Source organism: Exiguobacterium sp. GL_137 (assembly GCF_057834585.1).
In genome coordinates this window covers 74,496-99,730 of the sequence record NZ_CM174406.1, presented here as the reverse complement: position 1 = coordinate 99,730, position 25,235 = coordinate 74,496, and the positions used below count along the sequence as shown (strand labels likewise).

Annotated in this window: 14 protein-coding genes, 6 tRNA genes and 6 rRNA genes; all 26 read right to left on the bottom strand. The window is 50.6% G+C overall.

The genetic code is table 11. The features are described from left to right. Positions 1-42 precede the first annotated feature (42 nt). The 26 genes from AC3IRK_RS00545 to AC3IRK_RS00420 all read right to left on the bottom strand — a co-directional run bounded on the left by AC3IRK_RS00545 (position 43) and on the right by AC3IRK_RS00420 (position 25,169). Positions 43-1,131 (bottom strand): PIN/TRAM domain-containing protein, encoded by a 1,089-nt coding sequence (locus AC3IRK_RS00545; RefSeq protein WP_114597357.1) that lies wholly within the window; start codon positions 1,129-1,131, stop codon positions 43-45. Positions 1,132-1,262: 131 nt separating this feature from the next. Beyond that, positions 1,263-2,639, bottom strand: a complete 1,377-nt coding sequence (radA, locus tag AC3IRK_RS00540; protein ID WP_255508409.1) for a DNA repair protein RadA — start codon at positions 2,637-2,639, stop codon at positions 1,263-1,265. Positions 2,640-2,718: 79 nt separating this feature from the next. After that, entirely contained in the window at positions 2,719-5,166 is a 2,448-nt protein-coding gene (clpC, locus tag AC3IRK_RS00535) for an ATP-dependent protease ATP-binding subunit ClpC (RefSeq protein WP_131504426.1), read from the bottom strand. Continuing rightward, positions 5,166-6,239 (bottom strand): protein arginine kinase, encoded by a 1,074-nt coding sequence (locus AC3IRK_RS00530; RefSeq protein WP_114597354.1) that lies wholly within the window; start codon positions 6,237-6,239, stop codon positions 5,166-5,168. Before AC3IRK_RS00530 ends, clpC begins: the two co-directional genes overlap by 1 nt. Further along, positions 6,232-6,660: a hypothetical protein gene (locus AC3IRK_RS00525; protein WP_114597353.1), complete on the bottom strand. Its 429-nt coding sequence runs from the start codon at positions 6,658-6,660 to the stop codon at positions 6,232-6,234. The genes AC3IRK_RS00530 and AC3IRK_RS00525 overlap by 8 nt, the downstream gene beginning before the upstream one ends. 16 nt (positions 6,661-6,676) lie before the next feature. Further along, the gene (locus AC3IRK_RS00520; RefSeq protein ID WP_114597352.1) at positions 6,677-7,132 is read right to left on the bottom strand and encodes a CtsR family transcriptional regulator; all 456 of its coding nucleotides are present in this window, start codon (positions 7,130-7,132) and stop codon (positions 6,677-6,679) included. Between the two features lie 139 nt (positions 7,133-7,271). Further along, positions 7,272-7,387 (bottom strand): 5S ribosomal RNA (rrf, locus tag AC3IRK_RS00515). 47 nt (positions 7,388-7,434) lie between these two features. Continuing rightward, a 23S ribosomal RNA gene (locus AC3IRK_RS00510) occupies positions 7,435-10,349 on the bottom strand. A 166-nt stretch (positions 10,350-10,515) separates the two neighbouring features. Further along, positions 10,516-12,077 (bottom strand): 16S ribosomal RNA (locus AC3IRK_RS00505). Positions 12,078-12,200: 123 nt separating this feature from the next. After that, positions 12,201-12,276, bottom strand: a tRNA-Ala gene (locus AC3IRK_RS00500). Between the two features lie 21 nt (positions 12,277-12,297). Further along, positions 12,298-12,374: transfer RNA gene (locus AC3IRK_RS00495), tRNA-Pro, on the bottom strand. Between the two features lie 5 nt (positions 12,375-12,379). Then, positions 12,380-12,453: transfer RNA gene (locus tag AC3IRK_RS00490), tRNA-Arg, on the bottom strand. A gap of 30 nt (positions 12,454-12,483) precedes the next feature. Further along, a tRNA-Leu gene (locus AC3IRK_RS00485) sits at positions 12,484-12,570 on the bottom strand. 61 nt (positions 12,571-12,631) lie between these two features. Next, positions 12,632-12,707 (bottom strand) — tRNA-Thr (locus tag AC3IRK_RS00480). A gap of 15 nt (positions 12,708-12,722) precedes the next feature. Then, positions 12,723-12,798 (bottom strand) — tRNA-Val (locus AC3IRK_RS00475). Between the two features lie 9 nt (positions 12,799-12,807). Next, a 5S ribosomal RNA gene (gene rrf, locus AC3IRK_RS00470) occupies positions 12,808-12,923 on the bottom strand. Between the two features lie 94 nt (positions 12,924-13,017). After that, positions 13,018-15,932 (bottom strand): 23S ribosomal RNA (locus tag AC3IRK_RS00465). Between the two features lie 165 nt (positions 15,933-16,097). Beyond that, a 16S ribosomal RNA gene (locus AC3IRK_RS00460) occupies positions 16,098-17,659 on the bottom strand. The 16S, 23S and 5S rRNA genes sit together here with 6 tRNA genes alongside, the layout of an rRNA operon. A gap of 395 nt (positions 17,660-18,054) precedes the next feature. Next, a complete protein-coding gene (gene lysS, locus AC3IRK_RS00455) occupies positions 18,055-19,536 on the bottom strand; it encodes a lysine--tRNA ligase (protein ID WP_489170717.1) in 1,482 nt (493 codons plus the stop codon). 166 nt (positions 19,537-19,702) lie between these two features. Further along, positions 19,703-20,698: a tRNA dihydrouridine synthase DusB gene (gene dusB, locus AC3IRK_RS00450; protein ID WP_489170247.1), complete on the bottom strand. Its 996-nt coding sequence runs from the start codon at positions 20,696-20,698 to the stop codon at positions 19,703-19,705. Then, on the bottom strand, positions 20,685-21,221 hold the full coding sequence (gene folK, locus AC3IRK_RS00445; RefSeq protein WP_026826979.1) for a 2-amino-4-hydroxy-6-hydroxymethyldihydropteridine diphosphokinase: 537 nt from the start codon (positions 21,219-21,221) through the stop codon (positions 20,685-20,687). The genes dusB and folK overlap by 14 nt, the downstream gene beginning before the upstream one ends. Next, positions 21,218-21,589, bottom strand: coding sequence for a dihydroneopterin aldolase (gene folB / locus AC3IRK_RS00440; protein WP_131973702.1), 372 nt, complete (start codon positions 21,587-21,589; stop codon positions 21,218-21,220). The genes folK and folB overlap by 4 nt, the downstream gene beginning before the upstream one ends. Positions 21,590-21,591: 2 nt before the next feature. After that, positions 21,592-22,383 carry a dihydropteroate synthase gene (folP, locus tag AC3IRK_RS00435; protein ID WP_489170246.1) on the bottom strand — a complete coding sequence of 264 codons (792 nt, stop codon included), beginning with the start codon at positions 22,381-22,383 and terminating at the stop codon, positions 21,592-21,594. Next, positions 22,380-23,219, bottom strand: coding sequence for an aminotransferase class IV (locus AC3IRK_RS00430; RefSeq protein ID WP_026826982.1), 840 nt, complete (start codon positions 23,217-23,219; stop codon positions 22,380-22,382). The genes folP and AC3IRK_RS00430 overlap by 4 nt, the downstream gene beginning before the upstream one ends. Further along, the gene (locus AC3IRK_RS00425) at positions 23,203-23,784 is read right to left on the bottom strand and encodes an anthranilate synthase component II (protein WP_489170245.1); all 582 of its coding nucleotides are present in this window, start codon (positions 23,782-23,784) and stop codon (positions 23,203-23,205) included. The genes AC3IRK_RS00430 and AC3IRK_RS00425 overlap by 17 nt, the downstream gene beginning before the upstream one ends. Next, positions 23,781-25,169, bottom strand: coding sequence for an anthranilate synthase component I family protein (locus AC3IRK_RS00420; protein ID WP_489170244.1), 1,389 nt, complete (start codon positions 25,167-25,169; stop codon positions 23,781-23,783). Before AC3IRK_RS00420 ends, AC3IRK_RS00425 begins: the two co-directional genes overlap by 4 nt. Positions 25,170-25,235: the final 66 nt, after the last annotated feature.

Sequence of the window (25,235 nt, the reverse complement as noted above, 5' to 3'; positions counted from 1 at the left end):
CCATAAGTAAAGACTGCCAAAAGAGATTTGGCAGTCTGCTGTTTATTTTTCCTGGGGTTTCGCGAAAATCATCCGTCCGGCAGATGTCTGCAGCACACTGGTCACGACAACACCAATCGTTTTCGAAATCAAATGTTTTCCTTCTTCAACGACGACCATCGTTCCATCCTCGAGGTAGGCAATTCCCTGTTTTTGCTCTTTTCCTTCTTTGATGACGAGGACCGTCATCTCTTCACCGGGGATGACCACTTGCTTGACGGCATTCGCCAAATCGTTGATGTTCAAGACCGGTACGTTCCGTACTTCACAGACCTTATTTAAGTTGTAGTCGTTCGTGACGACGATTCCTTTAATCAGTTCTGCCAGCTTAATCAACTTGATGTCGACTTCAGGAACATCCTCAAAGTCCCCGTCATAAATCTCGACTTCCATGCCGGGAATCGATTGCAATTCCTTCAGCACATCGAGCCCGCGACGTCCGCGGTTTCGCTTCAGTGTATCTGATGAATCCGCAATATACTGCAACTCGCCGATGACGAATTGCGGAACAATCAGTTTGCCTTCGACAAATCCTGTTTTTGCGATATCCGTAATCCGACCATCGATGATGACACTCGTATCGAGGACTTTACTGTTTGATTTTGCGACAACAACAGGCTCAGCCGCTTTTTTCTCCGTCTGATTGTTACTGTTGCGCAAGAAGACTTTCGTCAGTTCGTGACGCTTCCGGTAGCCGACCGTAAATCCGAGGTAACCGAACAGTACTGCGACTATCATGGTTAACACATTACTGAGTAAAGGAATACCGACAAGTTCAATCAGCATGCTGACAAGAAAAGCCATGACGAGACCAACCAATAAGCCGAATGTGCCGAAAAATAGATCGGCGACAGGTGCTTTCACTAACTTTTCTTCTAAAAACCGGAGAAGCCGAATCACAGAATCCGTAATGAATAATCCAATTAATAAAAATATGAGTGCACCAATCGTTCCTGTTACGTATGTGGTCATCAACCATTCCGGGAAAGCCATCTTCGTCGCCGCTTCAATCAGCTGAAACAATTGAGGAAGCAACAAGATACCAAGCGCAAGACCTAGTAACGCAAAAAAGATCCTGATGACGATTTTCAATCTTCCCACCTCCTTTTATTATTTTAAGTTCATTGTAACATGTATTTATTTGAATCACCTACGCCTTAGGATGGGGAAACTGTTTACAGGTCTGTTACACCTTCCCCATCTTTTGCCGTAGTTGAAACCGCTTAAAACGGAATCGTTTCCCGTAATGCTTCATCCACACTCTCGACTCCGATTACCGTGATACCGGGTGGATATGTCCAGCCCCCCAGATTGTTTTTCGGAATGATGGCACGGGTGAAACCAAGCTTCGCCGCTTCCGCGACCCGTTGTTCGATCCGTGAGACGCGTCTGACTTCGCCCGTCAGGCCGACTTCGCCGATGACGACATCTGTTGGTCGGGTCGGCTTATCGCGGAAACTGGATGCGACCGCGACACAAATTGCTAAATCGATGGCCGGTTCATCAAGTTTGACTCCACCCGCCGCCTTAAGATACGCATCTTGCGTCTGGAGCAACAAGCCCGACCGTTTTTCTAAAACAGCCATCAGCAAAGCGACTTTATTCTGATCAATCCCGGTCGCCATACGACGCGGGTTACCAAACGATGTCGGAGAAATCAATGCTTGCAGTTCCACAAGAACTGTCCGAGTTCCCTCCATCGAGGCGACGATGGTCGAACCGGATACACCGGATGTCCGTTCTTCGAGGAAAATCTCCGATGGATTCAAGACTTCTTCAAGACCGGATTCACGCATTTCAAAAATACCGATTTCATTCGTCGAACCGAACCGGTTTTTGACCGCCCGTAAAATCCGGAACGTGTGGTGGCGTTCTCCTTCAAAGTACAGAACGGCATCTACCATATGCTCAAGTAAACGCGGTCCGGCAATCGATCCTTGTTTGGTTACGTGACCGACGATGAAGATTGCAATACCACGACTCTTCGCGATTTTCATCAGCATCGCTGTACATTCCCGGACTTGCGTGACACTGCCCGGAGCCGACTGAATCTCATCGATATACACGGTTTGAATGGAGTCAATGATCAAAAAGCCCGGGTTTTCTTCATCGACGACCCGTTCGATCATGTTCATGTCTGTCTCACTCAAGACAAACAGGTCCTGTGTCGGTAATCCGAGGCGTTCCGCCCGCAGTTTCGTTTGTTTCAGCGATTCTTCCCCTGAAATGTACAGGACTTTTTCTCCACGCGCCGCAAGACGGGCACTGGTTTGAAGCAAGATCGTCGACTTCCCGATTCCGGGATCGCCGCCGACAAGAACCATCGAGCCCGGTACGATTCCACCACCGAGGACCCGGTCAAATTCACCGCTGCCTGTAAAGACACGGCTTTCTTCCTGTGACAAGATATTCGATAAGCGTTCCGGTTTTAATTGTTTGGTTGTCGTATGCACGAAGGCAGAACCGCGCCGTGCTTTTTTCTCTTCAACGACTTCTTCGACCATCGTGTTCCATTCGCCACAGCCGGAACAGCGTCCCATCCATTTGGGAGATTCCGTACCACAACTCTGGCAGACAAATTTCGTCTTTATTTTAGCCACGCGATTCATCCTTTCTTTTTATCAAGAAAAAAATCCAGCTTTCGCCACATACTTGCGAAAGCTGGACCCTGTTGATCAATTATTCGGTCGTTGCTGGTTCAGCCTGATGACGGCGGACGATGAATTCACCATCTTCGACATCAAGTGCCACCCGCTCACCTTTTTGAATATCACCTGCAAGCAAGGCTTCTGACAAACGATCCTCTGCTTCCCGTTGAAGAGCACGACGGATCGGACGGGCTCCGTATTCCGGATCGTATCCGATATCCGCGATTTTCGAAAGCGCGGCTGGCGTCAACTCGAAATGCACTTGTTGTTCCGCAAGACGTTTTTCAAGCGTTTTCGCCATTAATTTCACGATTTCTTCGATGTGTTTTTTCTCGAGTGAGTGGAAGACGATTGTTTCGTCAATCCGGTTCAAGAATTCAGGGCGGAAGGCTTTTTTCAGCTCATCCATGACTTTCCCCTTCATGTCTTTGTACTCGCGGTCCGTATCATCGGAGACTGCGAAACCAACGTATTTGTTACGTTTGAGTGCACTTGCTCCGACGTTTGACGTCATGACGATGATCGTATTTCGGAAGTCGACTGTCCGGCCTTTTGAATCCGTCAAGCGACCGTCGTCAAGCACTTGAAGCAAGATGTTGAAGACTTCAGGGTGTGCTTTTTCGATTTCATCAAGCAAGATGACAGAGTATGGTTTCCGGCGTACTTTTTCTGTTAACTGACCGCCTTCTTCATACCCGACGTATCCCGGAGGAGAACCGACAAGACGACTTGTCGCATGTTTCTCCATGTATTCGGACATATCAATCCGGATGATGGCATCTTCGTCACCGAACATCGCTTCCGCGACAGCCCGGGCCAGTTCCGTTTTACCGACACCGGTTGGTCCGAGGAAGATAAATGAACCAATTGGACGTTTTGGATCTTTTAAACCGGCGCGTGCACGACGGATTGCTTTGGAAATCGATTTAACGGCTTCATTTTGACCGATGACACGTCCATGAAGGATTTCTTCAAGACGCAATAAGCGGTCGGTTTCTTCTTCTGCAATCTTCGTGACCGGAACACCTGTCCAGTTGGCGACGACTTGTGCGATATCCTCTTTCGTCACTTCTAATTTTTCGTTGCCTTGCTTGTTCTGCCATTCTTCTTTCAAACGTTCCAATTCATCACGCAATTTTTGTTCTGTATCACGGAGACTGGCTGCTTTTTCGAATTCTTGACTTTGAACGGCTTCATCTTTGTCTTTACGAATACCTTCAAGCTTCGCTTCGACTTCTTTTAGGTTCGGTGGTGCTGTATAGGAGCGCAAACGAACTTTTGAAGCGGCTTCATCAATCAAGTCAATCGCTTTATCCGGTAGGAAACGATCCGAGATGTAGCGGTCCGAGAGTGTTACCGCTTCTTGGATTGCTTCATCCGTGATCGTCACCCGGTGATGTGCTTCATAACGGTCACGAAGACCAAACAAGATTTGTGTCGCTTCATCTGTTGTAGGTTCAGCCACTTGAATCGGTTGGAAACGACGTTCGAGTGCCGCATCTTTTTCGATGTATTTCCGGTACTCATCGAGTGTCGTTGCTCCGATACACTGGAGTTCACCACGGGCGAGTGACGGCTTGAGGATGTTCGAGGCATCAATTGCCCCTTCTGCTCCGCCGGCACCGATCAATGTGTGCAATTCGTCGATGAAGAGAATGATATTACCGGCCTGACGAATCTCATCCATGACTTTTTTCAAACGGTCTTCGAACTCACCACGGTATTTTGTACCGGCGACGAGTGTTCCCATATCGAGAACCATGACGCGTTTATTCCGTAACGTCTCCGGCACTTCATTGTTAATGATTTGTTGGGCAAGACCTTCGACGACGGCTGTTTTACCAACACCCGGCTCTCCGATCAAGACCGGATTGTTTTTTGTCCGACGGCTTAAGACTTCAATGACACGTTGGATTTCTTTCGCACGGCCGATCACTGGATCAAGACGTGTTTCCCGTGCCTGTTGTGTCAAGTCGCGTGCGAGACCGTCAAGCGTCGGTGTCGCGACACCAGATCCTGCTTGCGACGCATTGGCTGTCGTTTCACTGTTACCAAGCAGTTGAAGCACCTGCTGACGGGCTTTAGAGAGGCTGATGCCAAGGTTGTTTAAGACACGTGCTGCGACGCCTTCTCCTTCACGGATCAGACCGAGTAAGAGATGCTCTGTACCGACATACGAATGACCGAGTTTACGGGCCTCATCCATCGACAGCTCGATGACTTTTTTCGCGCGTGGTGTATAGTGAATCGTCGTCGCACCGTCTTGGCCGCGACCGATTAAAGCTTCAACTTCCATTTGAATCTTATCTGAACTGAGTCCGAGTGCTGTTAAGGCTTTCGCCGCAATCCCGTCTCCTTCACGTACAAGTCCGAGTAAAATGTGTTCTGTCCCGATATTATGGTGACCAAGACGTACCGCTTCTTCTTGAGCAAGTGCGAGTACGCGTTGAGCACGTTCTGTGAATCGTCCAAACATCATTACGCAAAACCTCCTTGTGTGTGATCCCTGTTTGTCTGTTCGGTTAACATCTGACGAATGATACTCGCTCGTTCGATGTCCCGTTCTCTTGATGTTAATTGTTTCCCGAAATGCTTTTGTAGAAAACCTGTTTGTAGCGATACAAGTAAATGATGGAATAAGTTTGGCGGAAGTTCCACGGCCAAACCGAGGCTATCGGCTAACCGGACATCGGATAAACGCTCCGTTGCTTCCCGTGCCGTAATTAATCGGGCCGATCGCAAAATTCCGGATGACCGGTAAAGCCGGTCTTCTAGTTCTTCTTGATACGTCTCCAATAATCCTTTTCTTGCCGCTTGTTCGGCCTCAATTAATGCTTCAACAGCAAATTGATAATCCGTAATCAGCATATCCTCACTCGCACCAAGTGTCCGTTGATTCGATAATTGGAACATTCGACCGGAAGCATCGCTTCCTTCGCCGTAACGCCCGCGAATCGCAAACCCGAGCTGCCGCAGGTGTTTAATATACCCTTGGATTTGATTGGTCAGGACGAGTCCCGGTAAATGCAACATCACCGAAGCCCGTAGGCCTGTGCCGACGTTACTCGGACAAGTCGTCAAATAACCGAGCGTATCATCAAAAGCTATCTTGAAGCGTTCACTGATTAAACGATCGACCTGCTTTGCCACCCGAAAAGCTTCTTCTAACTGCAAACCCGGTAACAGGGTTTGAATACGAAAATGATCTTCTTCATTCACCATGACACTGATCTGTTCATCTTCACTGATAAAAAGTCCGGTTCGTGGGTGTGTCGCAAGGGCAGGACTGATCAAATGTTTTTCTACTAAAGCAGTTCGCGTTAAGGCATCAACTTGATCGACCCGCCCGAATTGAAATCCTTTTAGTCCGGACAATTGACGTTCTGTTTCGTTGATTAACGCATTTGCCTGTTCTTCTGTCATTCTTGTCGAAAAAGGATAATGGGCTACATTACGCGCTAAGCGAATTCGTGTCGAAACGACGATATCATCGTAAGGTGCCTGTTGATCCATCTTTTGACTAAGAGGTTGCGTCAATAGTTCTTCAAACATGGCGCAAATCCTCCTCCACATTTACAATCTGCTGTTTAATGAGTTCTGCTTCTTCATAGTCTTCCGATAAAATCTTACGGTTCAACTGTTCTTTGAGTCGACTCAACTGTTGTGCCAATCTTTTTTCGACCGACTCTTCTTCAGGACGTGAACCATAATGTTTCGTATGACCGTGTTGAAACTGACGAATCATCCCATCTACTTCTTCTTTGAAAAACGAATAGCATGTTGCACAACCAACTTTTCGCAAATGTAACAGTTGTTGGCGTGTCATCCCACATGAAGGACAAGCGGTTTCTTGATAGGCTTTTGCCAGTTCTTTTACACAAACTGAACAAAGAACTTGTTCTGTTCCCTCTTGATCTTGTGGGAGTTTGACACGGACGACAGCTTCTCGTTCACCACACCGCTGACAACGCATACACATTCCTCCCGTGTCACAGTCGCTTAATGGTTTGCAGGACGGTCTGCATCAAATGAGCCCGCATCCGGCGTTGATCCTCAAGTGCCATTGGTAGACTTTCCTTTTGCAACAACGATTGAATCAAAATCGCTTCTCGCCGTGTCAATAGCTGCTCGTTTACTAAACGAATCAGATAATCTTCTGCAGCTTGTTCGGTTAAATCGTTTCCAACCCATTGGCTGACTTCATCTAACAGATCATGACTATCTAAAATGACAATCTTTTGAATGCGGATATACCCACCGCCACCACGTTTACTTTCAACAAAATAACCCTTTTCAACCGTAAAACGGGTGTTGATGACATAATTGATTTGTGAGGGTACACAATCAAAACGTTCTGCAATTTCCTGGCGTTTGATTTCAATTTTTTTCTCATCATGTAAAATCTGCTTTAAATAGGCTTCGATGATATCTGTGATGTTTTGCATGGGCACCACCTCTCTGACCATCTTTGACTATTGTTTGATTTAATAGTAATCATCTTAAAAGTGAAATGCAACCATTTAGGCTTTTCATTTGGCATACACAAAAAGACCGACCTGCAAAATGCAGATCGGTCCTTTATTGGCCTGGCAACGTCCTATCCTCACAGGGGGAAGCCCCCAACTACTTTCGGCGTTCAAGTGCTTAACTTCCGTGTTCGGCATGGGAACGGGTGTGACCACTTGGCTATCGTCACCAGACGACGGGCTCACGCCCTCAAAACTGAAGTCATCAACAATGCATCTGCTAGAACAAGGCCTCGACCGATTAGTATCACTCAGCTCCGCATGTCGCCATGCTTCCACCCGTGACCTATCTACCTCATCGTCTCTGAGGGGTCTTTCTTGATTACTCAAAGGGAAATCTCATCTTGGAGGGGGCTTCATGCTTAGATGCTTTCAGCATTTATCCCGTCCGCACGTAGCTACCCAGCGATGCTCCTGGCGGAACAACTGGTACACCAGCGGTGCGTCCATCCCGGTCCTCTCGTACTAAGGACAGCTCTCCTCAAATTTCCTGCGCCCACGACGGATAGGGACCGAACTGTCTCACGACGTTCTGAACCCAGCTCGCGTACCGCTTTAATGGGCGAACAGCCCAACCCTTGGGACCTACTCCAGCCCCAGGATGCGATGAGCCGACATCGAGGTGCCAAACCTCCCCGTCGATGTGGACTCTTGGGGGAGATCAGCCTGTTATCCCCAGGGTAGCTTTTATCCGTTGAGCGATGGCCCTTCCATGCGGAACCACCGGATCACTAAGCCCGACTTTCGTCCCTGCTCGACTTGTAGGTCTCGCAGTCAAGCTCCCTTCTGCCTTTGCGCTCTACGAATGATTTCCAACCATTCTGAGGGAACCTTTGGGCGCCTCCGTTACTGTTTAGGAGGCGACCGCCCCAGTCAAACTACCCGCCTGACACGGTCCTCCAGCCGGATGACGGCTGCGAGTTAGAGACTCTATGCATGAAGGGCGGTATCCCAAGGGTGACTCCTCCGAAGCTGGCGCTCCGGTCTCGACGTCTCCCGCCTATCCTGTACATCATGCACAAAGCCTCAATATCAGGCTGTAGTAAAGCTCCATGGGGTCTTTCCGTCCTGTCGCGGGTAACCTGCATCTTCACAGGTACTATGATTTCACCGGGTCTCTCGTTGAGACAGTGCCCAAATCGTTACGCCTTTCGTGCGGGTCGGAACTTACCCGACAAGGAATTTCGCTACCTTAGGACCGTTATAGTTACGGCCGCCGTTTACTGGGGCTTCGGTTCAAAGCTTCGCTTGCGCTAACCCATCCCCTTAACCTTCCAGCACCGGGCAGGCGTCAGCCCCTATACGTCATCTTGCGATTTAGCAGAGACCTGTGTTTTTGCTAAACAGTCGTTTGGGCCTATTCACTGCGGCTCTACTCATGTAGAGCGTCCCTTCTCCCGAAGTTACGGGACCATTTTGCCGAGTTCCTTAACGAGAGTTATCCCGCGCGTCTTAGAATTCTCATCCCGCCTACCTGTGTCGGTTTACGGTACTGGCACCTTCCACCTCACTAGAGGCTTTTCTTGGCAGTGTGAAATCGTGACCTTCGTCCCTACGGGACTCCGCATCGTTCCTCGACTTTGATGCCTGACGGATTTGCCAATCAGACGGTCTCGAAACTTACACATGCACTTCCATCCGCATGCGTCACTATCCTCCTGCGTCCCCCCATTGTTCAAACGGTGGATCGGTGGTACAGGAATATCAACCTGTTATCCATCGCCTACGCCTTTCGGCCTCGGCTTAGGTCCAGACTAACCCTGAGCGGACGAGCCTTCCTCAGGAAACCTTGGGCTTTCGACGGAGGGGATTCTCACCCCTCTTTTCGCTACTCACACCGGCATTCTCACTTCCAAACGCTCCACTGCTCCTTACGGTACAGCTTCACAGCGGTTTGGAACGCTCCCCTACCATTCCTTACGGAATCCGCAGCTTCGGTGGTATGTTTAGCCCCGTTACATTTTCGGCGCGGCGCCACTCGACTAGTGAGCTATTACGCACTCTTTGAATGGTGGCTGCTTCTAAGCCAACATCCTAGCTGTCTAGGCAGCGCCACATCCTTTTCCACTTAACATACACTTTGGGACCTTAGCTGGCGGTCTGGGCTGTTTCCCTCTTGACTACGGATCTTATCACTCGCAGTCTGACTCCCGAGTATAAGTTGCCGGCATTCGGAGTTTAACTGAATTCGGTAACCCTGTGGGGGCCCCTAGTCCAATCAGTGCTCTACCTCCGGAACTCTCAACCTCGAGGCTAGCCCTAAAGCTATTTCGGGGAGAACCAGCTATCTCCAGGTTCGATTGGCATTTCACCGCTACCCACACCTCATCCCCGCACTTTTCAACGTGCGTGGGTTCGGACCTCCAGTCAGTGTTACCTGACCTTCATCCTGGACATGGGTAGATCACCTGGTTTCGGGTCTACGACAACGCACTATGGCGCCCTATTCAGACTCGCTTTCGCTACGGCTCCGCCTCATCAGCTTAACCTCGCGCGCTATCGTAACTCGCCGGTTCATTCTACAAAAGGCACGCCATCACCCATTAACGGGCTCTGACTACTTGTAGGCATACGGTTTCAGGATCTATTTCACTCCCCTTCCGGGGTGCTTTTCACCTTTCCCTCACGGTACTGGTTCACTATCGGTCACTAGGGAGTATTTAGCCTTGGGAGATGGTCCTCCCGGATTCCGACGGGGTTTCACGTGTCCCGCCGTACTCAGGATCCACTCTGGAGGGAAAACAGTTTCAGCTACAGGGCTGTCACCTTCTTCGGCCGGCCTTTCCAGGTCGTTCGCCTACTGTCTTCCTTTTTGACTCCGTATAGAGTGTCCTACAACCCCGGAGAGCATGCTCTCCGGTTTGGGCTGTTCCCGTTTCGCTCGCCGCTACTCAGGGAATCGCATTTGCTTTCTCTTCCTCCGGGTACTTAGATGTTTCAGTTCCCCGGGTCTGCCTCACGCTACACTATGTATTCATGTAACATGTCCCATCCCATTACGGATGGTGGGTTCCCCCATTCGGAAATCCTCGGATCAAAGCATACTTACTGCTCCCCGAAGCATATCGCTGTTCGTCGCGTCCTTCATCGGCTCCTAGTGCCAAGGCATCCACCGTACGCCCTTCATACCTTGATCTAGCATTTTGGTATTCTAAGAACACACGTCTAATGACATGGTTATAAAAAATTTGATGTCTTGTTGATGTCTTCAGTTTTCAAGGTGCGAGTGTCTCTATCGAGACTGAGAGACGAGCTCTCAAAACTGAACGATGGGCATGTCCCGTAAGGGACGTTTTCCTTAGAAAGGAGGTGATCCAGCCGCACCTTCCGATACGGCTACCTTGTTACGACTTCACCCCAATCATCTACCCCACCTTCGACGGCTGGCTCCTTGCGGTTACCTCACCGGCTTCGGGTGTTGCAAACTCTCGTGGTGTGACGGGCGGTGTGTACAAGACCCGGGAACGTATTCACCGCAGTATGCTGACCTGCGATTACTAGCGATTCCGACTTCATGCAGGCGAGTTGCAGCCTGCAATCCGAACTGGGAACGGCTTTTTGGGATTGGCTCCACCTCGCGGTCTCGCTGCCCTTTGTACCGTCCATTGTAGCACGTGTGTAGCCCAACTCATAAGGGGCATGATGATTTGACGTCATCCCCACCTTCCTCCGGTTTGTCACCGGCAGTCTCCCTAGAGTGCCCAACTAAATGCTGGCAACTAAGGATAGGGGTTGCGCTCGTTGCGGGACTTAACCCAACATCTCACGACACGAGCTGACGACAACCATGCACCACCTGTCACCCTTGCCCCCGAAGGGGAAACTTGATCTCTCAAGCGGTCAAGGGGATGTCAAGAGTTGGTAAGGTTCTTCGCGTTGCTTCGAATTAAACCACATGCTCCACCGCTTGTGCGGGTCCCCGTCAATTCCTTTGAGTTTCAGCCTTGCGGCCGTACTCCCCAGGCGGAGTGCTTAATGCGTTAGCTTCAGCACTGAGGGGCGGAAACCCCCCAACACCTAGCACTCATCGTTTACGGCGTGGACTACCAGGGTATCTAATCCTGTTTGCTCCCCACGCTTTCGCGCCTCAGCGTCAGTTACAGACCAAAGAGTCGCCTTCGCCACTGGTGTTCCTCCACATCTCTACGCATTTCACCGCTACACATGGAATTCCACTCTTCTCTTCTGTACTCAAGCCTTCCAGTTTCCAATGACCCTCCCCGGTTGAGCCGGGGGCTTTCACATCAGACTTAAAAGGCCGCCTGCGCGCGCTTTACGCCCAATAATTCCGGACAACGCTTGCCACCTACGTATTACCGCGGCTGCTGGCACGTAGTTAGCCGTGGCTTTCTCGCAAGGTACCGTCAAGGTACGAGCATTACCTCTCGTACTTGTTCTTCCCTTACAACAGAGTTTTACGATCCGAAAACCTTCATCACTCACGCGGCGTTGCTCCATCAGACTTTCGTCCATTGTGGAAGATTCCCTACTGCTGCCTCCCGTAGGAGTCTGGGCCGTGTCTCAGTCCCAGTGTGGCCGATCACCCTCTCAGGTCGGCTATGCATCGTCGCCTTGGTGGGCCATTACCCCACCAACTAGCTAATGCACCGCAAGGCCATCCCAAGGTGACGCCGGAGCGCCTTTCATCATCAGACCATGCGGTCTGAAGAACTATTCGGTATTAGCTCCGATTTCTCGGAGTTATCCCAATCCTTGGGGCAGGTTCCTTACGTGTTACTCACCCGTCCGCCGCTCATTCCCTTCACTTCCCTCCGAAGAGTTCCGTGAGCTTCCTGCGCTCGACTTGCATGTATTAGGCACGCCGCCAGCGTTCGTCCTGAGCCAGGATCAAACTCTCCATAAAGTGTTTGACTTGCTCGTTGTGTGACCGAAGTCACGTTGACGAAGCTTGCGCTTCATTCATTGTTTGTATCCGAAGATACGTTTTTTTGCCTCATCGTTCAGTTTTCAAAGTTCGTCATAAAAATGGTGGAGCCTAGCGGGATCGAACCGCTGACCTCCTGCGTGCAAGGCAGGCGCTCTCCCAGCTGAGCTAAGGCCCCATTAAGGGATTAAATTGAAGATGGTCGGGAAGACAGGATTCGAACCTGCGACCCCTTGGTCCCAAACCAAGTGCTCTACCAAGCTGAGCTACTTCCCGAAAAGTGCACCCTGAGAGATTCGAACTCCCGACCCCTTGATTCGTAGTCAAGTACTCTATCCAGCTGAGCTAAGGGTGCGGGGTAATTAATCAAACAGTGAAATTTAAATGGTACCGAGGGCCGGAATCGAACCGGCACGGGGAAACCCCCGCAGGATTTTAAGTCCTGTGCGTCTACCAGTTCCGCCACCCCGGCAGGGTGTTAAAAGGTAGCATCTACACTTTTTCAAGGTCGATGATGATATTTAAGGTGAAAATGGTGCCGGCAACAGGAGTCGAACCCGCGACCTACTGATTACAAGTCAGTTGCTCTACCAGCTGAGCTACACCGGCAAGTGTAATAAAAAATGGTGGAGGATGACGGGATCGAACCGCCGACCCTCTGCTTGTAAGGCAGATGCTCTCCCAGCTGAGCTAATCCTCCATATGTATCGCCTGGCAGCGTCCTATCCTCACAGGGGGAAGCCCCCAACTACTTTCGGCGTTCAAGTGCTTAACTTCCGTGTTCGGCATGGGAACGGGTGTGACCACTTGGCTATCGCCACCAGACATCTATCATCTTAACATTATGTTTCCATAACGTCAAGCACTTTTTTTGAAAGGCTCGCGCCCTCAAAACTGAAGTCATCAACAATGCATCTGCTAGAACAAGGCCTCGACCGATTAGTATCACTCAGCTCCGCATGTCGCCATGCTTCCACCCGTGACCTATCTACCTCATCGTCTCTGAGGGGTCTTTCTTGATTACTCAAAGGGAAATCTCATCTTGGAGGGGGCTTCATGCTTAGATGCTTTCAGCATTTATCCCGTCCACACGTAGCTACCCAGCGATGCTCCTGGCGGAACAACTGGTACACCAGCGGTGCGTCCATCCCGGTCCTCTCGTACTAAGGACAGCTCTCCTCAAATTTCCTGCGCCCACGACGGATAGGGACCGAACTGTCTCACGACGTTCTGAACCCAGCTCGCGTACCGCTTTAATGGGCGAACAGCCCAACCCTTGGGACCTACTCCAGCCCCAGGATGCGATGAGCCGACATCGAGGTGCCAAACCTCCCCGTCGATGTGGACTCTTGGGGGAGATCAGCCTGTTATCCCCAGGGTAGCTTTTATCCGTTGAGCGATGGCCCTTCCATGCGGAACCACCGGATCACTAAGCCCGACTTTCGTCCCTGCTCGACTTGTAGGTCTCGCAGTCAAGCTCCCTTCTGCCTTTGCGCTCTACGAATGATTTCCAACCATTCTGAGGGAACCTTTGGGCGCCTCCGTTACTGTTTAGGAGGCGACCGCCCCAGTCAAACTACCCGCCTGACACGGTCCTCCAGCCGGATGACGGCTGCGAGTTAGAGACTCTATGCATGAAGGGCGGTATCCCAAGGGTGACTCCTCCGAAGCTGGCGCTCCGGTCTCGACGTCTCCCGCCTATCCTGTACATCATGCACAAAGCCTCAATATCAGGCTGTAGTAAAGCTCCATGGGGTCTTTCCGTCCTGTCGCGGGTAACCTGCATCTTCACAGGTACTATGATTTCACCGGGTCTCTCGTTGAGACAGTGCCCAAATCGTTACGCCTTTCGTGCGGGTCGGAACTTACCCGACAAGGAATTTCGCTACCTTAGGACCGTTATAGTTACGGCCGCCGTTTACTGGGGCTTCGGTTCAAAGCTTCGCTTGCGCTAACCCATCCCCTTAACCTTCCAGCACCGGGCAGGCGTCAGCCCCTATACGTCATCTTGCGATTTAGCAGAGACCTGTGTTTTTGCTAAACAGTCGTTTGGGCCTATTCACTGCGGCTCTACTCATGTAGAGCGTCCCTTCTCCCGAAGTTACGGGACCATTTTGCCGAGTTCCTTAACGAGAGTTATCCCGCGCGTCTTAGAATTCTCATCCCGCCTACCTGTGTCGGTTTACGGTACTGGCACCTTCCACCTCACTAGAGGCTTTTCTTGGCAGTGTGAAATCGTGACCTTCGTCCCTACGGGACTCCGCATCGTTCCTCGACTTTGATGCCTGACGGATTTGCCAATCAGACGGTCTCGAAACTTACACATGCACTTCCATCCGCATGCGTCACTATCCTCCTGCGTCCCCCCATTGTTCAAACGGTGGATCGGTGGTACAGGAATATCAACCTGTTATCCATCGCCTACGCCTTTCGGCCTCGGCTTAGGTCCAGACTAACCCTGAGCGGACGAGCCTTCCTCAGGAAACCTTGGGCTTTCGACGGAGGGGATTCTCACCCCTCTTTTCGCTACTCACACCGGCATTCTCACTTCCAAACGCTCCACTGCTCCTTACGGTACAGCTTCACAGCGGTTTGGAACGCTCCCCTACCATTCCTTACGGAATCCGCAGCTTCGGTGGTATGTTTAGCCCCGTTACATTTTCGGCGCGGCGCCACTCGACTAGTGAGCTATTACGCACTCTTTGAATGGTGGCTGCTTCTAAGCCAACATCCTAGCTGTCTAGGCAGCGCCACATCCTTTTCCACTTAACATACACTTTGGGACCTTAGCTGGCGGTCTGGGCTGTTTCCCTCTTGACTACGGATCTTATCACTCGCAGTCTGACTCCCGAGTATAAGTTGCCGGCATTCGGAGTTTAACTGAATTCGGTAACCCTGTGGGGGCCCCTAGTCCAATCAGTGCTCTACCTCCGGAACTCTCAACCTCGAGGCTAGCCCTAAAGCTATTTCGGGGAGAACCAGCTATCTCCAGGTTCGATTGGCATTTCACCGCTACCCACACCTCATCCCCGCACTTTTCAACGTGCGTGGGTTCGGACCTCCAGTCAGTGTTACCTGACCTTCATCCTGGACATGGGTAGATCACCTGGTTTCGGGTCTACGACAACGCACTATGGCGCCCTATTCAGACTCGCTTTCGCTACGGCTCCGCCTCATCAGCTTAACCTCGCGCGCTATCGTAACTCGCCGGTTCATTCTACAAAAGGCACGCCATCACCCATTAACGGGCTCTGACTACTTGTAGGCATACGGTTTCAGGATCTATTTCACTCCCCTTCCGGGGTGCTTTTCACCTTTCCCTCACGGTACTGGTTCACTATCGGTCACTAGGGAGTATTTAGCCTTGGGAGATGGTCCTCCCGGATTCCGACGGGGTTTCACGTGTCCCGCCGTACTCAGGATCCACTCTGGAGGGAAAACAGTTTCAGCTACAGGGCTGTCACCTTCTTCGGCCGGCCTTTCCAGGTCGTTCGCCTACTGTCTTCCTTTTTGACTCCGTATAGAGTGTCCTACAACCCCGGAGAGCATGCTCTCCGGTTTGGGCTGTTCCCGTTTCGCTCGCCGCTACTCAGGGAATCGCATTTGCTTTCTCTTCCTCCGGGTACTTAGATGTTTCAGTTCCCCGGGTCTGCCTCACGCTACACTATGTATTCATGTAACATGTCCCATCCCATTACGGATGGTGGGTTCCCCCATTCGGAAATCCTCGGATCAAAGCATACTTACTGCTCCCCGAAGCATATCGCTGTTCGTCGCGTCCTTCATCGGCTCCTAGTGCCAAGGCATCCACCGTACGCCCTTCATACCTTGATCTAGCATTTTGGTATTCTAAGAACACACGTCTAATGACATGGTTATAAAAATTTGATGTCTTGTTGATGTCTTCAGTTTTCAAGGTGCGAGTGTCTCTTTCGAGACGGAGAGACGAGCTCTCAAAACTGAACGATGGGCATGTCCCGTAAGGGACGTTTTCCTTAGAAAGGAGGTGATCCAGCCGCACCTTCCGATACGGCTACCTTGTTACGACTTCACCCCAATCATCTACCCCACCTTCGACGGCTGGCTCCTTGCGGTTACCTCACCGGCTTCGGGTGTTGCAAACTCTCGTGGTGTGACGGGCGGTGTGTACAAGACCCGGGAACGTATTCACCGCAGTATGCTGACCTGCGATTACTAGCGATTCCGACTTCATGCAGGCGAGTTGCAGCCTGCAATCCGAACTGGGAACGGCTTTCTGGGATTGGCTCCACCTCGCGGTCTCGCTGCCCTTTGTACCGTCCATTGTAGCACGTGTGTAGCCCAACTCATAAGGGGCATGATGATTTGACGTCATCCCCACCTTCCTCCGGTTTGTCACCGGCAGTCTCCCTAGAGTGCCCAACTAAATGCTGGCAACTAAGGATAGGGGTTGCGCTCGTTGCGGGACTTAACCCAACATCTCACGACACGAGCTGACGACAACCATGCACCACCTGTCACCCTTGTCCCCGAAGGGAAAACTTGATCTCTCAAGCGGTCAAGGGGATGTCAAGAGTTGGTAAGGTTCTTCGCGTTGCTTCGAATTAAACCACATGCTCCACCGCTTGTGCGGGTCCCCGTCAATTCCTTTGAGTTTCAGCCTTGCGGCCGTACTCCCCAGGCGGAGTGCTTAATGCGTTAGCTTCAGCACTGAGGGGCGGAAACCCCCCAACACCTAGCACTCATCGTTTACGGCGTGGACTACCAGGGTATCTAATCCTGTTTGCTCCCCACGCTTTCGCGCCTCAGCGTCAGTTACAGACCAAAGAGTCGCCTTCGCCACTGGTGTTCCTCCACATCTCTACGCATTTCACCGCTACACATGGAATTCCACTCTTCTCTTCTGTACTCAAGCCTTCCAGTTTCCAATGACCCTCCCCGGTTGAGCCGGGGGCTTTCACATCAGACTTAAAAGGCCGCCTGCGCGCGCTTTACGCCCAATAATTCCGGACAACGCTTGCCACCTACGTATTACCGCGGCTGCTGGCACGTAGTTAGCCGTGGCTTTCTCGCAAGGTACCGTCAAGGTACGAGCATTACCTCTCGTACTTGTTCTTCCCTTACAACAGAGTTTTACGATCCGAAAACCTTCATCACTCACGCGGCGTTGCTCCATCAGACTTTCGTCCATTGTGGAAGATTCCCTACTGCTGCCTCCCGTAGGAGTCTGGGCCGTGTCTCAGTCCCAGTGTGGCCGATCACCCTCTCAGGTCGGCTATGCATCGTCGCCTTGGTGGGCCATTACCCCACCAACTAGCTAATGCACCGCAAGGCCATCCCAAGGTGACGCCGGAGCGCCTTTCATCATCAGACCATGCGGTCTGAAGAACTATTCGGTATTAGCTCCGATTTCTCGGAGTTATCCCAATCCTTGGGGCAGGTTCCTTACGTGTTACTCACCCGTCCGCCGCTCATTCCCTTCACTTCCCTCCGAAGAGTTCCGTGAGCTTCCTGCGCTCGACTTGCATGTATTAGGCACGCCGCCAGCGTTCGTCCTGAGCCAGGATCAAACTCTCCATAAAGTGTTTGACTTGCTCGTTGTGTGACCGAAGTCACGCTGACGAAGCTTGCGCTTCATTCATTGTTTGTATCCGAAGATACGTTTTTTGCCTCATCGTTCAGTTTTCAAAGTTCGTCGTGTCGTTTTCAGCGACTTTAATATCTTACCAAGTCACCGACACGATTGTCAATAACTTTTCTGATATTTTTTTCGGTGTGTCACAACCATTTGCGGCACAAGAAGTAATATACCATGGAGTTTTTATTTGTACAAGTGTTTTATTAGAAAAACATTCAAAAAATTATTATTCCCGTTTCGACATCAGAATATGCTTACTTTTACTTTGAAATGTTCCGTATTAACAAATAAGAAAACCCCCCACTTTCTTCTATAAAGAAGCGGAGAGTCCGATTTTGGTTAGTTTTGTTGGTGACGCATTGTCGGGAAGAGCAAGACATCACGAATCGAAGGAGCGTTTGTCAACAACATGACGAGTCGATCGATCCCGATACCAAGTCCTCCTGTTGGTGGCATACCGTACTCAAGGGCTTCAATGAAGTCATTATCCATTTCATGCGCTTCGTCGTTCCCGGCTTCTTTTTCAACAAGCTGTGCTTCAAAACGTTCACGTTGATCGATTGGATCATTCAATTCCGTAAAGGCATTGGCATGTTCCCGACGAACGATGAACAATTCGAAACGATCCGTGAAACGAGGGTCTTCCGGATTTTTCTTCGCAAGTGGTGAAATTTCAACCGGATGACCGTAGACGAATGTCGGCTGAACCAATGATTCTTCAATTTTCTGTTCGAAGAATTCATTAAGGATGTGTCCTGTCGTCATATGGGCTTGGACTTCCACACCATGCTCGTGTGCGAGTTCATGGGCACGCTCTTTTGAAATCTCTTCAAAGAAATCAACACCTGTTGCTTCTTTAACCAGATCCGCCATATGGGCACGTTTCCATCCGACAGACAAGTCGATTACATCTTCACCGTAAGTCACTTGTGTTGTTCCAAGGACTTCATGTGCCACATGGGCAATCAGGTTTTCCGTCAAATTCATGATGTCGTTGTAATCCGCGTAGGCTTCATATAACTCAATCATCGTAAACTCAGGGTTATGGCGTGTCGAGATTCCTTCATTCCGGAAGACGCGACCGATTTCATAGACTTTTTCAAGTCCGCCGACAATCAAACGCTTGAGATGCAACTCAATCGCAATCCGCATGTATAGTGTCATATCAAGTGCATTGTGATGCGTAATGAACGGACGAGCTGACGCACCACCCGCAATCGTATGCAACATCGGTGTTTCAACTTCCAAGTATCCGAGGCTGTCGAGATACTGACGAATCCCGCGAATGACTTTACTGCGTGCGATGAACGTCTCACGCGATTCTGTATTCGTGATTAAATCGAGGTAACGCTGACGATAGCGCTGTTCAACATCTTTTAGTCCGTGATATTTATCCGGAAGCGGACGTAGTGCTTTTGTCAGTAACGTAAACGACGTGACGTGAACCGATAGTTCGCCGACATTCGTTTTGAACACGTATCCGCTGATTCCAACGATGTCACCTAAATCACATGTTTTATAGATTTCGTACGCTTCTTCGCCAACATCGTCCTTACGTACATACAATTGGATTTGACCGTTTACGTCCTGGACGTTCGTAAAACCGACTTTCCCTTTACGGCGTGTCGTCATGACGCGACCCGCGATCGAGACGTCCGGCTTCAGTTCTGACAATTCTTCTTTTTCGTGTTCGCCGTAAGCGGCACGAATACTTGTCGTATCTGTCGTACGTTCGAAACGGGCACCAAACGGATCGAGTCCTTGTTCACGCATGGCGTTCATCTTACCGAGACGCACCTGCATTTGATCGTTCATTTCCATGTCCTGACTCACTGTCTTCACTCCTTTTATAATGGTTCACGATGGTTTTTACTTCTTCGATGAAAAAGCTGCCGGTATGACCGACAGCTCTTAGAAAAACCGATTCGCTCATCTTCAATGGCATTAGCGTACCATAAAACGGGCAATCCCGACCATACTTTACGTGTCACGCGTGTACTGCGGTCGTTTCCAATGTTTCGACATACTGACGCAACAACTCTTGCAGACCCGCATGAGTATCAATATCGAATAACGCTTTGCGGACTTGTCCGTTTCCACTTAATCCTTTGAGATACCACGCAACATGGGTCCGCATTTCCCGTACGGCAAGTTTTTCCCCTTTTAGTGCGACGAGACGCGCGGCATGCAACAGACAAATATCAATCTTCTCACGTGGTGTCGGCTCCGCCGGTAACGTTCCGGATTCAAGATACTGGATCGTCTGATACAGCATCCACGGATTCCCGAGTGCAGCCCGACCGATCATGACACCGTCTACTCCGATCTCATCAATCATCCGTTGGGCGTCTTGCGGCGTCTGGACATCTCCGTTACCGATAATCGGAATGTTGACTGCCCGCTTCGCTTCACCGATGATATTCCAGTCGGCGACACCTTCATATTTTTGTGAACGGGTCCGGCCATGGATCGCGACCGCTTTCGCCCCTCCGGCTTCCGCAGCCCGGACATTGTCGACACAATAAATATGATGGCTGTCCCATCCCGTCCGCATCTTAACCGTGACAGGTTTATCAACCGCTTGGGAGACGGCATGAACCATCTCGTAGACTTTATCCGGATCAAGCAGCCACTTGGCACCAGCGTCACACTTCGTCACTTTTGGTACAGGACATCCCATGTTGATGTCAATGATGTCCGCATTCGTATTGGCATCGACATACTGAGCCGCTTGGACCAACGTTTCCTTCGATCCGCCGTAAATCTGTAAACTGAGCGGTTTTTCCCGATCGTCCACGTATAACATCTGCATCGTCCGTTCATTTTCATAAAGGATTCCTTTATCACTGACCATTTCTGCACAGACGAGGCCTGCCCCGAATTCTTTTGCGATCAAACGAAACGCAGGATTACAGACACCCGCCATCGGTGCTAAAATGACACGGTTATTCAATTTGACTTCTCCAATTTTAAATCCTGTCATTCTTTTTTTCCCTTCTTCCTTCAATCGATCCCGACTCAATCCGTCTGACATCTGTTCGTTCTGTTTCCGGTAAATCCTGATAGAGTTCAGCAACCGTCCGATTTAAACCGGGAACAATATAAGAGGATACGAGTTCGTCCAGCGGAGCCAATACGAATGCCCGATCCTGCATACGTGGATGCGGTACTGTCAGTCCATCCATATGAATCATCTCACTGTTATATAAAAGGATATCGAGATCTAGTGTCCGCGGCCCATTTTTAAACAGACGTTTTCTTCCTTCCTGCTGTTCAATCTGTTGGAGAACGTCCAACAGTTGTTCCGCCGGCAAATCTGTCTCCAGTTCAATCACCATATTATAAAACAGATCTTGATCAGTATAGCCGACAGGAGCCGTCTCATAAACGGATGAAGGACGGATTGCCTGTGTCGTCGGAAGATGACGCAGAGCGTCAATCGCAGCTGCCAAATGTCCCGCTTTATCACCGATATTCGATCCCAGTGCGACGTAGGCACGATTCATGCATAATCGCCCCGCTTCCGGTGGATTTCAACGGCAACATGTTCATAATGTCCCGCAATCGGCGGATCCGGTTTAATGACCTTGATCGTCGTCTCAAGAATTCGGGAATCGAGTAACAGCACCTGCTCTGCAATCCGGTCTGCGAGCGCTTCGACGAGTTGCAACGGCTTCCCCTCGACGACCTGCTTCGTGACTTCGTACAACTCCGCATAATTGACACTTTCGCGTAAATCATCCGTCTTACCGGCAATTGATAAATCAAGACCAATCGTCAGGTCGACGTTAAAGCGTTGACCCAACTTCGTTTCTTCTGCAAACACACCATGGTATCCGTAAAAACGCATACCGGTCACCTGTATCCGATCCATCATCATTCTCCTCCCGGTAATTCCGCAGCCAACATCGTATCCATCATGACGGCTGCCCGTTTGACCGCCTGCACATCATGCACCCGCATCCATTCACATCCTTGTTGAATACCGTAGCAGACTGTCGCAATCGTCCCTTCGACACGCTGATCCGCTGGCAAGCCAAGCGTCAGACCAATCATTGACTTCCGGGATGTCCCAAGCAGGACCGGATAACCAAAGTCCGTCGTAATCGACAGATGACGCATTAAAAATAGGTTTTCTTGATGCGTCTTCATGAAGCCGATCCCGGGATCCAACCAAATGTGGTTTTCTGACACTCCGGCTTGTTTCGCCAATCGAATCGAATCTTCCAAATCGGCCCGTACTTCAGCCAGCATATCCGGTCCATGAGGTTCTGAGCGGTTGTGCATTAAAATAATCGGGACGTCATGCCGGGCTGCCACCTCGACCATCGAGCCGTCCCCCCACTTCGATCCCCAGACGTCGTTGATGATGTCTGCCCCGGCACGAACAGCGGCTTCGGCGACTTCCGGTTTATACGTATCAATCGACACCAATATATCCAGTTCACGTTTCAAGCGTCGAATGATCGGGACAACACGGTCGATTTCGTCTTCAGCCGAGACAAATGAAGCGCCCGGTCTCGTCGATTCACCGCCGACATCAATCGCGTCCGCTCCATCCGCGACGAGTTGTTTCGCATGCCGGACTGCTTGTTCGATATCCACATAGTTTCCACCATCAGAAAAGGAATCCGGTGTCACGTTGAGAATCCCCATGATTTTAGTCATCCTTTTTCCCTCCTTGACCACTTCGACTGGACGGCATCATCAAACAATCTCCGGACTGCTTGATATCCGTGTCCTTCGAGACCCGGGAATGTTCGACCATCCAAGGAAGAGACCGCGACCGCTTCTTGAACCGAGTTCGTATAAAGAATTTCATCCGCTTCCGTCAATTGCGGCAACAATGCCAGTCGTTCCTCGACAGGCAACTCTTCCATCAGGAATTGACGGGTGATACCATTGAGGGCACCTGTCTCAAGTGGTGGCGTATACCATCTTTCTCCGTAACGCCAAAAGATATTGGACGTGATGCCTTCACAGATGAAACCGTCTTTTGTCAAAAAGAGACCTTCCGCCTCTTGATTAAACAACTGACGTTTGGCGACCAGATTGTTCATGTAGTGATGTGATTTCAACCGATAACTTGTTTCCGGTGTACTCCGGGGCAAACGAACGGTTTCAAGCGCCCGTTCCGCCATCTGTCTGGAACCGATCGATTTCGCATACAACAGAACGGTCGGCTGCTCATACGGTTCAATCGAAAGACCGATTTCACGGGCACCGGCAGAGACGTTTAAGCGAAAGTACAGATCTCCCGTTCCATTCATACGACACAACGCTTCAACAGCCGCCAATAAGTCATCACGTACGTAAGGTAATTTGATACCGATTGCCGCGCAACTCATCTGGAGACGCTCGATGTGATCATCAAAGAGAAACGGATGACCCGCGTACGTCCGAAATGTCTCGAAGACCCCCATCCCGTACAAATACCCATGATCGAGCGGCGAGATGCGTACGTCTTCTTCTTGTTTTATCTGTCCATCATGCCAAAGATACATAGTGTGTCAACTCCAAAAAGTTTTTTAACATCTGTTTCCCGTCACGTGTCAAAATCGCTTCCGGATGGAACTGGACGCCGACGATCGGCAACTCCTTATGACGAAGGGCCATGATTTCCCCGTCTGCTTCTGCCGTCATCGTCAAGGCGTCCGGGAAACTTTCCCGTTCGACGACAAGCGAATGATAGCGCGTCACCGGTGTCTCCTGTTCAATTCCGGCAAACATGCCGGAACCGTCATGGGTAAGCAAAGACACTTTCCCGTGCATCAATGTCTTTGCCCGGACCACCTTTCCATCAAACACTTGACCGATTGCCTGATGCCCAAGGCAGACACCGAGGATCGGCAGACGACCGGCAAAGTAGCGGATGGCTTCCAAACTGATTCCGGCTTCGTTCGGAGTGCATGGTCCTGGGGAAATAACCAAATGATCCGGAGCGAGTGCTTCAATTTCTTCAATCGTAATTGCGTCATTTCGAAAAACACGGATCTCTTGTCCAAGCTCTCCAAAGTACTGTACTAAGTTATACGTAAATGAATCATAATTATCGATCAGTACAATCATGTCGTTCCCTCCGCTAATTCTTTGGCGACCCAAAGCGCCTTCGCCTTACTGAGTGATTCTTCATATTCGCTTTCCGAGTCGGAATCTGTCACGATTCCGGCTCCCGCCTGAATATACGCCATCCCGTCTTTTGCGACAAGCGTCCGAATCAAGATGTTGAAAATCGCATCATCCGCCCAGCTGATAAAACCGAGTGAGCCGGTATAAATTCCCCGGCGGACCGGTTCAAGCTCTTCAATGATTTCCATCGTCCGGATTTTAGGCGCTCCCGTGATCGTCCCGCCTGGAAACATCGCAGCAAGGACACTGCTTCCGGTTTCACCTTCCGCAATCTCTCCCCGGACGTTTGAGACGATATGCTGGACGTGGGAATATTTTTCGATGACCATCAGTTCGTCAACATGGACGGAACCGTACTCGCTGACGCGCCCTAAATCGTTCCGCTCGAGATCGACGAGCATCACGTGTTCCGCCCGTTCTTTTTCGTTATCGAGTAACGTTTTGGCTAGCGCCAAATCTTCTGCCTCGTCTTTCCCGCGCGGCCGTGTTCCGGCAATCGGGCGGGTCGCGAGCGATGAACCGATCTTTTCGACCAATAATTCCGGAGACGCTGAAACGAGTACCAACTCTTCGTCCGCAAAGTAACCCATGTAGGGCGACGGATTGACCATTCGTAACACATCATAGATATGCGCCGGTGTCGTCCGCAATGGTTCCTGCTGACGGACAGCAAGGTTCACCTGAAAGACATCGCCCGCTTCGATGTAACGTTTGATCCGGTCTGCTGCCTCTATAAAAGCGGACCGTTCAAACGAACGTCCACGGTCTACCTGATTTTCGTACGGTGCCGCGAACACCGGGACCGGACACGGCTGACGCCATGACACGACTTCCGTTGCCAAAGCAAGTGTTGCTTCCGCTTCCGTATCCCGTGTGACGGCTACAAATAACCGTTCCACCTGATGATCGAAAACGGCGACCTCATCATACCAGTAAAGCGAGAGATCGGCTGTTGTCAAATCATCCTCCGCCTGTTCCGGCAACCGTTCGAGATAGCGGACGGCATCGTAACTGACATATCCGGCCAATCCTCCGAAAAACGGCGGCATTCCTGCCGGACGAGCCGATGCGTAACGAGCGCGTATTTCTTCCAACAGTATAAACGGCGCCTCTGTTCGTTGCTTTTGCTCCCCGGCTTCTTGAATCGTTGTCACTCCGTTTTTCGTACGGATATGTCCGACAGGTCGGACTCCCGCCATCGTATAAGATCCGATACGGCCACTTTCGAGCCAGACATGTCCCGTCTGTCCTGCCGTCAATTCCACATACCGGTTATAAAATTGTTCCTTTGTCCATGTAAATGATTCGTATACTGTCTGTCGCACGAGCGTTCCCCCACTTCCGAACTATTCTGCTCTCATTATACGCAAAAAATCGGACAGGCGGAGGAC